Source organism: Escherichia sp. WS2035, assembly GCF_046487065.1.
Classification (GTDB): domain Bacteria; phylum Pseudomonadota; class Gammaproteobacteria; order Enterobacterales; family Enterobacteriaceae; genus Escherichia; species Escherichia coli.
On record NZ_JBJQKD010000005.1, the window covers coordinates 1 to 12,141 of the forward strand.

The 12,141-nt window shown below is 51.8% G+C and carries 15 protein-coding genes and 1 rRNA gene; 9 read left to right on the forward strand and 7 right to left on the reverse strand.

Features of this window, described 5'->3' with window-relative positions:
• Both ACJHX4_RS10360 and gmhB read right to left on the reverse strand, forming a co-directional pair.
• Positions 1–248: ribosomal RNA gene (locus tag ACJHX4_RS10360) — 16S ribosomal RNA — on the reverse strand; the annotation flags it as partial.
• A gap of 364 nt (positions 249–612) precedes the next feature.
• Positions 613–1,185: a D-glycero-beta-D-manno-heptose 1,7-bisphosphate 7-phosphatase gene (gene gmhB, locus ACJHX4_RS10365; RefSeq protein WP_001140167.1), complete on the reverse strand. Its 573-nt coding sequence runs from the start codon at positions 1,183–1,185 to the stop codon at positions 613–615.
• Positions 1,186–1,372: 187 nt separating this feature from the next.
• On the opposite strand from gmhB, the gene metN reads away from it, so the two are divergent.
• The 7 genes from metN to ACJHX4_RS10400 all read left to right on the forward strand — a co-directional run bounded on the left by metN (position 1,373) and on the right by ACJHX4_RS10400 (position 7,837).
• Positions 1,373–2,404 carry a methionine ABC transporter ATP-binding protein MetN gene (metN, locus tag ACJHX4_RS10370; RefSeq protein ID WP_000593994.1) on the forward strand — a complete coding sequence of 344 codons (1,032 nt, stop codon included), beginning with the start codon at positions 1,373–1,375 and terminating at the stop codon, positions 2,402–2,404.
• A complete protein-coding gene (locus ACJHX4_RS10375; RefSeq protein WP_001294595.1) occupies positions 2,397–3,050 on the forward strand; it encodes a methionine ABC transporter permease MetI in 654 nt (217 codons plus the stop codon). Before metN ends, ACJHX4_RS10375 begins: the two co-directional genes overlap by 8 nt.
• 39 nt (positions 3,051–3,089) lie before the next feature.
• The gene (gene metQ / locus ACJHX4_RS10380) at positions 3,090–3,905 is read left to right on the forward strand and encodes a methionine ABC transporter substrate-binding lipoprotein MetQ (protein WP_000874226.1); all 816 of its coding nucleotides are present in this window, start codon (positions 3,090–3,092) and stop codon (positions 3,903–3,905) included.
• A gap of 117 nt (positions 3,906–4,022) precedes the next feature.
• Entirely contained in the window at positions 4,023–4,427 is a 405-nt protein-coding gene (gene rcsF / locus ACJHX4_RS10385) for an Rcs stress response system protein RcsF (protein WP_001202329.1), read from the forward strand.
• Positions 4,424–5,131, forward strand: coding sequence for a tRNA (N6-threonylcarbamoyladenosine(37)-N6)-methyltransferase TrmO (gene tsaA / locus ACJHX4_RS10390; RefSeq protein WP_000094006.1), 708 nt, complete (start codon positions 4,424–4,426; stop codon positions 5,129–5,131). The genes rcsF and tsaA overlap by 4 nt, the downstream gene beginning before the upstream one ends.
• A 110-nt stretch (positions 5,132–5,241) precedes the next feature.
• Positions 5,242–6,960: a proline--tRNA ligase gene (gene proS, locus ACJHX4_RS10395; protein WP_001260690.1), complete on the forward strand. Its 1,719-nt coding sequence runs from the start codon at positions 5,242–5,244 to the stop codon at positions 6,958–6,960.
• A 52-nt stretch (positions 6,961–7,012) separates the two neighbouring features.
• Positions 7,013–7,837 carry a YaeF family permuted papain-like enzyme gene (locus tag ACJHX4_RS10400; protein ID WP_000360458.1) on the forward strand — a complete coding sequence of 275 codons (825 nt, stop codon included), beginning with the start codon at positions 7,013–7,015 and terminating at the stop codon, positions 7,835–7,837.
• 155 nt (positions 7,838–7,992) lie between these two features.
• Here the strand turns inward: ACJHX4_RS10400 and nlpE are convergent, their stop codons facing one another.
• From nlpE to ACJHX4_RS10415, 3 genes are read right to left on the reverse strand one after another with little or no spacing between them, the layout of a single operon-like run.
• On the reverse strand, positions 7,993–8,703 hold the full coding sequence (gene nlpE / locus ACJHX4_RS10405) for an envelope stress response activation lipoprotein NlpE (protein ID WP_000239170.1): 711 nt from the start codon (positions 8,701–8,703) through the stop codon (positions 7,993–7,995).
• 13 nt (positions 8,704–8,716) lie between these two features.
• Positions 8,717–9,139 carry an alternative ribosome rescue aminoacyl-tRNA hydrolase ArfB gene (gene arfB, locus ACJHX4_RS10410; RefSeq protein ID WP_000635528.1) on the reverse strand — a complete coding sequence of 141 codons (423 nt, stop codon included), beginning with the start codon at positions 9,137–9,139 and terminating at the stop codon, positions 8,717–8,719.
• Positions 9,136–9,681 carry a YaeQ family protein gene (locus ACJHX4_RS10415; protein WP_001185283.1) on the reverse strand — a complete coding sequence of 182 codons (546 nt, stop codon included), beginning with the start codon at positions 9,679–9,681 and terminating at the stop codon, positions 9,136–9,138. The genes arfB and ACJHX4_RS10415 overlap by 4 nt, the downstream gene beginning before the upstream one ends.
• Positions 9,682–9,846: 165 nt before the next feature.
• Between ACJHX4_RS10415 and ACJHX4_RS10420 the strand changes: the two genes are divergently transcribed.
• Complete coding sequence (locus tag ACJHX4_RS10420) at positions 9,847–10,047, forward strand: YaeP family protein (protein WP_000417058.1); 201 nt, start codon at positions 9,847–9,849, stop codon at positions 10,045–10,047.
• Positions 10,034–10,294, forward strand: coding sequence for a Rho-binding antiterminator (rof, locus tag ACJHX4_RS10425; RefSeq protein WP_000062311.1), 261 nt, complete (start codon positions 10,034–10,036; stop codon positions 10,292–10,294). The genes ACJHX4_RS10420 and rof overlap by 14 nt, the downstream gene beginning before the upstream one ends.
• A 33-nt stretch (positions 10,295–10,327) precedes the next feature.
• Here the strand turns inward: rof and tilS are convergent, their stop codons facing one another.
• Both tilS and ACJHX4_RS10435 read right to left on the reverse strand, forming a co-directional pair.
• On the reverse strand, positions 10,328–11,641 hold the full coding sequence (gene tilS / locus ACJHX4_RS10430) for a tRNA lysidine(34) synthetase TilS (RefSeq protein ID WP_000176523.1): 1,314 nt from the start codon (positions 11,639–11,641) through the stop codon (positions 10,328–10,330).
• Positions 11,642–11,705: 64 nt separating this feature from the next.
• Positions 11,706–12,095 carry a VOC family protein gene (locus ACJHX4_RS10435; protein WP_000901082.1) on the reverse strand — a complete coding sequence of 130 codons (390 nt, stop codon included), beginning with the start codon at positions 12,093–12,095 and terminating at the stop codon, positions 11,706–11,708.
• Between the last annotated feature and the right edge of the window lie 46 nt (positions 12,096–12,141).

A 12,141-nucleotide genomic window follows, 5' to 3' on the forward strand; every position in this document is an offset into this window, starting at 1 on the left:
GCTAATCCCATCTGGGCACATCCGATGGCAAGAGGCCCGAAGGTCCCCCTCTTTGGTCTTGCGACGTTATGCGGTATTAGCTACCGTTTCCAGTAGTTATCCCCCTCCATCAGGCAGTTTCCCAGACATTACTCACCCGTCCGCCACTCGTCAGCAAAGCAGCAAGCTGCTTCCTGTTACCGTTCGACTTGCATGTGTTAGGCCTGCCGCCAGCGTTCAATCTGAGCCATGATCAAACTCTTCAATTTAAAAGTTTGATGCTCGTGAATTAAACTTCGTAATGAATTACGTGTTCACTCAGAGACTTGAGTATTCATTTTTCGTCTTGCGACGTCAAGAATCCGTATCTTCGAGTGCCCACACAGATTGTCTGATAAATTGTTAAAGAGCAGTTGCGACGCGGCTTTCAGCTCACTGTCGCGAGGTGGCGTATATTACGCTTTCCTCTTTCAGAGTCAACCCTGAATTTCAGGATTTTTCTCTTCAACCGAACCGGCTGTTTGTGTGAAGTGATTCACATCCGCCGTGTCGATGGAGGCGCATTATAGGGAGTCGTCTCAGGAAGACAAGCGGAAAAATGCATTTTTATTTCAACCGCTCATCTTTTAATCATTACGCCGGTTTTTGCTGCTTTTTTATCGCTTGCGGCAGGTCTGCCAGGCTATTTAACACCCAATCCGCCGCGTTTTCTGCTTCAGGCGTAATAGGTTTACCCGTACGCACCAGCACTTTTGTTCCCACGCTCGCCGCAGCCGCTGCCTGCATATCTTCTAATTTATCGCCCACCATATAAGAAGCGGCCATATCAATATGCAAATAATCGCGTGCTGACAAAAACATCCCCGGATGTGGTTTGCGGCAGTCGCAGACCTGGCGAAACTCTTCAACACTACCCTGCGGATGATGCGGGCAATAATAGATACCATCCAGATCGACATCGCGGTCCGCCAGCGACCAGTCCATCCACTCGGTCAGCGTTTCAAACTGTGCTTCAGTAAATTTACCGCGAGCAATGCCAGACTGGTTGGTTACTACCACCAGCGCAAAGCCCATTTTTTTTAGCTCGCGCATGGCGTCAATAACACCGTCGATAAATTCAAAGTTGTCGATCTCATGGACATAACCGTGATCGACATTAATGGTGCCATCACGGTCAAGAAAAATTGCGGGTACGCTCTTCGCCACCTTTTATAGCTCCTTAATAAGGCATGTGACGCTAGTATCGCATGTTTCGACCTGCAAGAAAGTGCTCTTCGCATAAACCTGATTGATTTAGACGTCTGGATGCCTTAACATCCATTTCATTGACGGCGTTGCCCGTTCCAGGCATTCGAAATGCCACGACTAACTTAATGACGATAATAAATAATCAATGATAAAACTTTCGAATATCACCAAAGTGTTCCACCAGGGCACCCGCACCATCCAGGCGTTGAACAACGTCAGCCTGCATGTGCCAGCTGGACAAATTTATGGCGTTATCGGTGCCTCAGGCGCGGGTAAGAGTACGCTTATACGTTGTGTAAACCTGCTGGAGCGCCCAACCGAGGGTAGCGTGCTGGTCGATGGCCAGGAACTGACCACGCTGTCAGAATCCGAGTTGACCAAAGCTCGTCGCCAGATTGGTATGATTTTCCAGCATTTTAACCTGCTCTCTTCGCGTACTGTTTTTGGCAACGTGGCTCTGCCGCTGGAGCTGGACAACACACCGAAAGACGAGATCAAACGTCGCGTGACGGAATTGCTGTCATTGGTTGGTCTTGGCGATAAGCATGATAGCTACCCGTCGAATCTTTCCGGTGGGCAGAAACAACGTGTGGCGATTGCCCGTGCATTAGCCAGCAATCCCAAAGTATTGCTGTGTGATGAAGCCACCAGCGCGCTGGACCCGGCAACGACACGTTCTATTCTCGAACTGCTGAAAGACATCAACCGCCGTCTGGGTTTGACGATTCTGTTGATCACTCACGAAATGGACGTTGTGAAGCGCATTTGTGATTGCGTGGCGGTCATCAGCAATGGCGAACTGATCGAGCAGGACACGGTAAGTGAAGTGTTCTCGCATCCGAAAACGCCGCTGGCGCAGAAGTTTATTCAGTCGACCCTGCATCTGGATATCCCGGAAGATTACCAGGAACGTCTGCAAGCGGAGCCATTTACTGACTGCGTGCCGATGCTGCGTCTGGAGTTTACCGGTCAATCGGTCGATGCCCCACTGCTTTCTGAAACCGCGCGTCGTTTCAACGTCAACAACAACATTATTAGCGCGCAGATGGATTACGCCGGTGGCGTTAAGTTCGGCATTATGCTGACTGAAATGCACGGCACACAACAAGATACGCAAGCCGCCATTGCCTGGCTGCAGGAACACCATGTAAAAGTAGAGGTACTGGGTTATGTCTGAGCCGATGATGTGGCTGCTGGTTCGTGGCGTATGGGAAACGCTGGCAATGACCTTCGTATCCGGTTTTTTTGGCTTTGTGATTGGTCTGCCGGTTGGCGTTCTGCTTTATGTCACGCGTCCGGGGCAAATTATTGCTAACGCGAAGTTGTATCGTACCATTTCTGCGATTGTGAACATTTTCCGTTCCATCCCGTTCATTATCTTGCTGGTATGGATGATTCCGTTTACCCGCGTTATTGTCGGTACATCGATTGGATTGCAGGCAGCGATTGTTCCGTTAACCGTTGGTGCAGCACCGTTTATTGCCCGTATGGTCGAGAACGCTCTTCTGGAGATCCCAACCGGGTTAATTGAAGCCTCCCGCGCAATGGGTGCCACGCCAATGCAGATCGTCCGTAAAGTGCTGTTACCGGAAGCGTTGCCGGGTCTGGTGAATGCGGCAACTATTACCCTGATTACCCTGGTCGGTTATTCCGCGATGGGTGGTGCAGTCGGTGCCGGTGGTTTAGGTCAGATTGGCTATCAGTATGGCTACATCGGCTACAACGCGACGGTGATGAATACGGTACTGGTATTGCTGGTCATTCTGGTTTATTTAATTCAGTTCGCAGGCGACCGCATCGTCCGGGCTGTCACTCGCAAGTAACGTTCAACACAACATAAATAATTGAAGAAGGAATAAGGTATGGCGTTCAAATTCAAAACCTTTGCGGCAGTGGGAGCCCTGATTGGATCACTGGCACTGGTAGGCTGCGGTCAGGATGAAAAAGATCCAAACCACATTAAAGTCGGCGTGATTGTTGGTGCCGAACAGCAGGTTGCAGAAGTCGCGCAGAAAGTTGCGAAAGACAAATATGGCCTGGACGTTGAGCTGGTAACCTTCAACGACTATGTTCTGCCAAACGAAGCATTGAGCAAAGGCGATATCGACGCCAACGCCTTCCAGCATAAACCGTACCTTGATCAGCAACTGAAAGATCGTGGCTACAAACTGGTCGCAGTAGGCAACACATTTGTTTATCCGATTGCTGGTTACTCCAAGAAAATCAAATCACTGGATGAACTGCAGGATGGTTCGCAGGTTGCCGTGCCAAACGACCCAACTAACCTTGGTCGTTCACTGCTGCTGCTGCAAAAAGTGGGCTTGATCAAACTGAAAGATGGCGTTGGCCTGCTGCCGACCGTTCTTGATGTTGTTGAGAACCCAAAAAATCTGAAAATTGTTGAACTGGAAGCACCGCAGCTGCCGCGCTCTCTGGACGACGCGCAAATCGCTCTGGCAGTTATCAATACCACCTATGCCAGCCAGATTGGCCTGACTCCAGCGAAAGACGGTATCTTTGTCGAAGATAAAGAGTCCCCGTACGTAAACCTGATCGTAACGCGTGAAGACAACAAAGACGCCGAAAACGTGAAGAAATTCGTTCAGGCTTATCAGTCTGACGAAGTTTACGAAGCAGCAAACAAAGTGTTTAACGGCGGCGCTGTTAAAGGCTGGTAATATTTAGGCTGTTTCCACAATTTGTAATATCATTCAGGACGGGCGCTTGCCCGTCTTGTCATTTTTACAAGCGCCTGATTCAATATTGACGTTTTGATCATACATTGAGGAAATACTATGCGTGCTTTACCGATCTGTTTAGTAGCACTCATGCTAAGCGGCTGTTCCATGTTAAGCAGATCCCCTGTCGAACCCGTTCAAAGCACTGCACCCCAGCCGAAAGCGGAGCCTGCAAAACCGAAAGCGCCGCGCGCCACGCCGGTCCGAATTTATACCAATGCAGAAGAATTAGTCGGCAAACCGTTCCGCGATCTCGGTGAAGTCAGTGGCGACTCTTGCCAGGCCTCTAATCAGGACTCTCCGCCGAGCATTCCAACCGCACGTAAGCGGATGCAAATCAACGCCTCGAAAATGAAAGCCAATGCGGTATTACTGCATAGCTGCGAAGTCACCAGCGGTACGCCAGGTTGCTATCGTCAGGCTGTATGTATCGGTTCTGCGCTTAACATCACGGCGAAATGAGCAGTTTCCAGTTCGAGCAAATAGGCGTTATTCGCTCGCCCTATAAAGAAAAATTCGCCGTTCCGCGCCAGCCAGGTCTGGTAAAAAGCGCCAACGGCGAACTACATCTCATTGCTCCCTACAACCAGGCCGACGCCGTTCGCGGCCTGGAAGCATTCAGCCATTTATGGATCCTTTTCGTCTTTCATCAAACGATGGAAGGCGGCTGGCGTCCGACTGTGCGTCCGCCTCGTCTCGGCGGTAATGCCAGAATGGGTGTTTTCGCTACGCGCTCCACTTTTCGCCCCAACCCGATTGGTATGTCGCTGGTAGAGCTGAAAGAGGTTGTTTGCCATAAAGACAGCGTGATTCTGAAGCTCGGCAGTCTGGATCTGGTCGATGGTACGCCGGTAGTGGATATCAAACCGTATCTCCCCTTTGCTGAATCGCTTCCCGATGCCAGTGCCAGCTATGCGCAAAGTGCGCCAGCGGCAGAAATGGCGGTTTGTTTTACCGCAGAGGTCGAAAAGCAGCTTTTGACGCTGGAGAAGCGTTATCCGCAGTTAACGCTGTTTATCCGCGAAGTACTGGCGCAGGACCCGCGCCCGGCCTATCGTAAAGGTGAGGAAACGGGCAAAACCTATGCCGTCTGGTTGCATGATTTTAACGTTCGCTGGCGCGTCACCGACGCAGGTTTTGAAGTCTTTGCGCTGGAACCGCGTTAAATTCACGCCCTTCTCTTTTGACATTTCTTTTGCACTGGTAAACTAAATCACTTTTTTTGTCCCAGGCTCGCCTTGAGCCTGTTCTACCTTCCAACTGGAACCGTAACAACATGCGTACTAGCCAATACCTGCTCTCCACTCTCAAGGAGACACCTGCCGACGCCGAGGTGATCAGCCATCAGCTGATGCTGCGCGCCGGGATGATCCGCAAGCTGGCCTCCGGGTTATATACCTGGCTGCCGACCGGCGTGCGCGTTCTGAAAAAAGTCGAAAACATCGTGCGTGAAGAGATGAACAACGCCGGTGCGATCGAGGTGTTAATGCCGGTGGTTCAGCCAGCCGATTTGTGGCAAGAGAGTGGTCGTTGGGAACAGTACGGTCCGGAACTGCTGCGTTTTGTTGACCGTGGCGAGCGTCCGTTCGTACTCGGCCCAACTCATGAAGAAGTTATCACTGACCTGATTCGTAACGAGCTGAGCTCTTACAAACAACTGCCGCTGAACTTCTATCAGATCCAGACCAAGTTCCGCGACGAAGTGCGTCCGCGTTTTGGCGTCATGCGTTCCCGCGAATTCCTGATGAAAGATGCTTACTCTTTCCATACTTCTCAGGAATCCCTGCAGGAAACCTACGATGCAATGTATGCGGCCTACAGCAAAATCTTCAGCCGCATGGGGCTGGATTTCCGCGCCGTACAGGCCGATACCGGTTCTATCGGCGGTAGCGCCTCTCACGAATTTCAGGTGCTGGCGCAGAGCGGTGAAGACGATGTGGTCTTCTCCGATACTTCTGACTACGCAGCGAACATTGAACTGGCAGAAGCTATCGCGCCGAAAGAACCGCGCGCTGCTGCTACCCAGGAAATGACGCTGGTTGATACGCCGAACGCGAAAACCATCGCGGAACTGGTTGAACAGTTCAATCTGCCGATTGAGAAAACGGTTAAGACTCTGCTGGTTAAAGCCGTTGAAGGCAGTAGCTTCCCGCTGGTTGCGCTGCTGGTGCGCGGTGACCACGAGCTGAACGAAGTTAAAGCAGAAAAACTGCCGCAGGTTGCCAGCCCGCTGACTTTTGCGACCGAAGAAGAAATTCGTGCCGTGGTTAAAGCCGGTCCGGGTTCACTGGGTCCGGTAAACATGCCGATTCCGGTGGTGATTGACCGTACCGTTGCGGCGATGAGTGATTTCGCTGCTGGTGCTAACATCGATGGTAAACACTACTTCGGTATCAACTGGGATCGCGATGTCGCTACCCCGGAAATTGCTGATATCCGCAACGTGGTGGCTGGCGATCCAAGCCCGGATGGTCAGGGTACGCTGCTGATCAAACGTGGTATCGAAGTCGGTCACATCTTCCAGCTGGGTACCAAGTACTCCGAAGCACTGAAAGCCTCCGTACAGGGTGAAGATGGCCGTAACCAAATCCTGACGATGGGTTGCTACGGTATCGGCGTAACGCGTGTGGTAGCAGCGGCGATTGAGCAGAACTACGACGAACGCGGCATCGTATGGCCTGACGCTATCGCGCCGTTCCAGGTGGCGATTCTGCCAATGAACATGCACAAATCCTTCCGCGTACAGGAACTTGCTGAGAAACTGTACAGCGAACTGCGCGCACAAGGTATCGAAGTGCTGCTGGATGACCGCAAAGAGCGTCCGGGCGTGATGTTTGCTGATATGGAACTGATCGGTATTCCGCACACTATTGTGCTGGGCGACCGTAACCTCGACAACGATGATATCGAATATAAATATCGTCGTAACGGCGAGAAACAGTTAATTAAGACTGGTGACATCGTCGATTATCTGGTGAAACAGATTAAAGGCTGATGCCAGAAAGGGTCCTGAATTTCGGGGCCCTTTTTTACATGGATTGTATAAAATGGATAAACCAAAGGCGTACTGCCGCCTGCTTCTCCCCTGCTTTCTTTTACTTTCGGCCTGTACCGTTGATATCAGCCAGCCAGACTCATCAGCCACAGCGGTAAATGCCGAGGCGAAAACATGGGCTGTTAAATTCCAGCATCAAAGCTCTTTCACCGAACAATCAATAAAAGAAATAACGGAACCAGATCTCAAACCCGGCGATTTGCTTTTCTCCTCAAGCCTTGGGGTAACCTCATTTGGTATCCGCGTATTCAGCACTTCCTCTGTGAGTCACGTTGCAATCTATTTGGGAAATAATAACGTTGCCGAAGCGACAGGCGCTGGCGTCCAGATTGTTTCCCTTAAAAAAGCCATGAAGCACAGTGATAAGCTTTTCGTCTTACGAGTCCCGGACCTTACCCCGCAACAAGCCACAGAAATCACCGCGTTCGCCAATAAAATTAAAGATAGCGGTTATAACTATCGCGGCATTGTCGAATTTATTCCATTTATGGTGACTCGCCAGATGTGCTCACTGAATCCGTTCTCCGAGGATTTTCGCCAACAGTGCGTCAGCGGCCTGGCGAAAGCGCAGTTAAGTAACGTTGGCGAAGGAGACAAAAAGTCGTGGTTTTGTTCGGAATTTGTCACGGATGCATTTGCCAAAGCCGGGCATCCGCTTACGCTGGCGCAATCAGGCTGGATTAGCCCTGCCGATCTGATGCATATGCGTAGTGGTGATGTCTCTGCATTTAAACCAGAAACGCAGTTACAGTATATTGGGCACCTGAAGCCAGGGATTTATATTAAAGCAAGTCGCTTTGTTGGACTGACTCAGTGATAAAAGCCAGCCTCGTGCGCAAAATGCCGGATGCGGCGTGAACGCCTTATCCGGCCTACAAAATCGTGCTAATTCAAAATATTGCATTGTATGCTTTAGGCCTGATAAGCGCAGCGCATGAGGCAATATTTCATTTGTTTCTGCCTCAAGACGGGTTACTGCCCCAAACTACTGCAATCCTGGTTCGGGTAAAATTTACCTGCCGTATCGGGCGCTAATACTTTGGTCGGCGCACCGGTATCCGGATTAGCCTCAAGCGTAAAGTGACCTTCTACTGACAGTAACACCGGTTTTTCGCCGTTGCCGCGCGCAGCCAGGTAGCCACGCTCCAGCTCTGCGTTATTCGCCACCATAAAACGTTTTCCAGTCGCGCAATCAGTAAAGGTCGCCGCATCAGCCATATAGAAATACATGCCACGCAGGGTCATCGGCGTCATTGGCATGCTCGATTTTGCCGGTTCCAGCGTGTAGTTGAACTGCGATTCAATGGGATTACCTTCACGATCGAGCATCTCCAGTGCATCCCCTTTCGCTCGATAATATGACTTTTCACCTTTGCTGTCGGTTAATACCAGCTTGTCGGCAGTTCGCGCCCATGTACCGTAGGAAGCGAAAGAGGAAGGCTCTTCACGTGCCCCCAGATAACGTTCATTCATCACCCAGGTTCCATCTTTTTCGAGGAACAGAGAGGTTTCGATTCCTTCGCAATCAGCACACGGCAGCACGCCGCGCCAACTTTGCGGCATCGGTTTCAGTTCGGCAGCCTGCGCCGGGGAAAGCGTATCGACTTCGGCCCGATTATTACATCCCATCAGAGTAAAAAGGCTGATTACAGCCATCGCTGTCACTATCGCTTTTTTCACCATCCATTCCTTCTTTTTACTCCCGACCGCTGCGCACTTTGCCGCGCATCGCCTTCACGCTTGATTTTTGTGCTTTCGATGCCAGCCTGCGCTCTTTCGATGCACGGGTGGGCCGCGTAGGTCTTCGGGCTTTTTGTTCTGTTGTTAAATCTTTAATCACTGCCACCAGCCGGGCCAGCGCCGCTTCGCGGTTCAGTTCCTGACTGCGGTATTCCTGTGCCTTAATGACAATCACTCCGTCACTGCTGATCAAATGATGGCTGGCGGCGAGCAGACGCTCTTTGTAATACTCTGGCAGGCTGGACGCCCGAATGTCAAAACGCAGATGAATAGCCGTTGAGGTCTTATTAACATGCTGCCCGCCCGCGCCCTGCGCACGAATGGCGGTGATCTCAAACTCGCCATCAGGGATAGCAACATGTCGGGAAATCACAATCATGAAGGTTGTTGCCAGACGGTTAAGTTCACTTCCAGATTATTCTTATCATCCGATAACCAGATAACACCATCCTGAATCGTTGCCTGCAGCGTCATGGTACGATCGGCAAAGGCGCTCACTTTCGCCAGCTGCTCGTCGTCCAGATACCAGACGGAAAGATTGGCAAACTGCGCACATTTGCTCTGATTTTGCTGCCACCAGATTTGCGCCGCCCGACTATTATAGGCAAACAGCGCCACTTCTGCGGCCTGGGTGCAGGCTTTCTTAATCCGTCGCTCATCCGGCAGCCCCAGCTCAATCCACAAATCAATACCCAAATGATCGTTACGCAGCCACGCTTCCGGCTCATCATCGGCACACAAACCACGGGTAAATTGCAGACGTTCATCGGCATATTTTAGCCACGCCAGCAGGCGCAGCATCATACGCTCCTGGGTTTCTGAAGGATGGCGCGCCAACGTCAGAGAGGCATCGAGAAACTGGTTGCGGTCGAGATCGGCCACATTAACCGTCGCTTTATAAATTGTCGCTTTAAGCGCCATAAGAAAACTCCTTTCGAATCAGGAGGCCATTGTAACGGAATACGTGCAGTTGCGGCGCTGATATTGCAGAAATGAGTGTGGTATAGTCACCTTGCGAAACAGAGTTTATCTTCGTAGGCTTAGACTTGCATCCACGGTTAAGTCAGAGTGCTGACAGGAGGGCATGTGGAAAAATATTGTGAGTTAATACGCAAGCGGTACGCGGAAATCGCCAGCGGAGACTTAGGATACGTTCCGGACGCGCTGGGCTGCGTTTTGAAAGTGCTGAATGAAATGGCTGCCGACGACGCCCTTTCTGAGGCTGTCAGGGAAAAAGCAGCATACGCTGCGGCAAACTTACTGGTGAGCGATTATGTCAATGAATGATACGTATCAACCAATCAATTGTGATGATTACGATAATCTTGAGCTCGCCTGCCAGCATCATTTAATGCTGACACTTGAGCTGAAAGATGGCGAAAAATTGCAGGCGAAGGCCAGCGATTTAGTCTCCCGCAAAAATGTGGAGTATCTGGTCGTCGAGGCCGCTGGTGCAACCCGCGAGCTGCGTCTGGATAAAATTACCAGCTTTAGCCACCCGGAAATCGGTACGGTGGTGGTGAGCGAGTCCTGATTGACTTTCGCCGGATGCGACGTTTGATGCGTCTTATCCGGCTTTCACTTGACTAAGCGTTTTCTGCCAGACAAAACTGACGCCATTCTCACCTACAGCCACACCTTCTTGCGTCACAAATACCCCTGCCGCCGCAATCAGCGTTTCGCCATAAAACAGCAGTGGCGTGGTGTCACGTAGCCACGGCGGAACGCCTAACTCTTGCCAGATTTTCTTCAGCTTACGTCCACCGTTGCGCCCGACAATATGCAGCAGTCCTGGCGCTTTGAAACGCACGCTGACCGCTTCGTCTGCACGCGGAGGGCGAATATCGCCTCCCGCAGTAAGCTGTACACTTCCCAGCCCCGCCGGTAATTCCAGCGGTTGTAGCCACGTCTGCCACGGCACAATGGTTTCGCTTTGCCCGGCAACGGATTTAATCCACCACAGTTGCGACTGATAGCGGCGGATTTCAAACGCGCCCAAACGTAAACAGGGGGAAGCATCTTCCCGCGCCAGCGCCACTTCCTGCCAGATCCGCACCAGCGCCTCGCGGGAAGGCATAGGTGCATTCTGCCCTGCCAGCCAGCGGCGGATAATCGCCGCGCGACGGGCATCGCTCATTGCCAGCATTGGCGCAATCTTTAACGTTCCCTGTTGCGTTTGGCAGTGCGCTAAATCATCCGCCAGCAGTTCATCCAGCAGGCTCTCTTGTTCGGCGCAAAGTGCGGCGCTGCGGGCCGTCGCTTCGGCAAAATGCGGCCAACGCTGCTGCAATAACGGCACTACGCGCAGGCGCAAGAAGTTACGATCGTAGGAATCGTCTTGATTACTTTCGTCTTCAATCCAGCGTAAATCATACTGACGCGCCCACTGCTCCAGTTCCCCCCGCGTGCGGGCAAGCAACGGGCGGATAAGCCGTGTTCCGGCAAACTCCGAAACTTCCGCCATAGCCGAAAGCCCGGCAGGGCCGCTACCGCGTTTTAGCGCCAGCAGAAAGGTTTCACATTGATCGTCGAGATGTTGCGCTGTAACCAGCACTTCACCGGGCAACAAGGTACGGGCAAATGCCTGATAACGTGCCTGCCGCGCCTGGGCCTCAATACCTAGCCCCTCTTGCGCAAGCTGCACACGTTCGACCACCAGCGGCACCTGCCACTGTTGGCAGATGTTTTCACAATGTTTCACCCAGGCATCAGCATTGGCGCTTAAACCGTGATGCACATGGATAGCGCGCAGAGTGACGCCCGGATTTTCCGTCCGCCACTGCACCAGTTGATGCAGTAAGACAGTAGAATCAAGGCCGCCGCTAAAGGCCACCAGAATCTGGCGTGAGGAGAGAAGTTGTCTATTGAGCGTGAGTGTCATGATGGTGCGATTTTACAGTAGCAATGCCCGGCACGTTACCGGGCAAATGCGGCGATGACAAGCCTTACTGCTCATACAGTTCCAACGGCAGCCCGTCCGGATCGTTAAAGAACGTGAAGCGTTTTTGCGTGTATGGATCGACACGGATGGCTTCACACTTCACGTTATGGCTTTCAAGGTGCGCCACTGCCGCATCGATATCATCAACGCTAAAAGCCAGATGACGCAGGCCGCAAGCTTCCGGTCGGCTGGGGCGCTCCGGCGGGAACGGAAATGAGAAAAGCTCAATCACATATTGCCCATTAAGCGCCAAATCCCCTTTCCACGAGTCGCGCGCTTCGCGATAGACTTCGCTTTGCAGCGTGAAACCAAGAATATCGCAGTAGAAAGCTTTGCTCATCGCATAATCCGTCGCAATAATCGCAATATGGTGAACCTGTTTTAAACCCAGCATAACGTCTCCTTTATTTGTTAACAGCACGTTACTCGCCCGGAAGCCG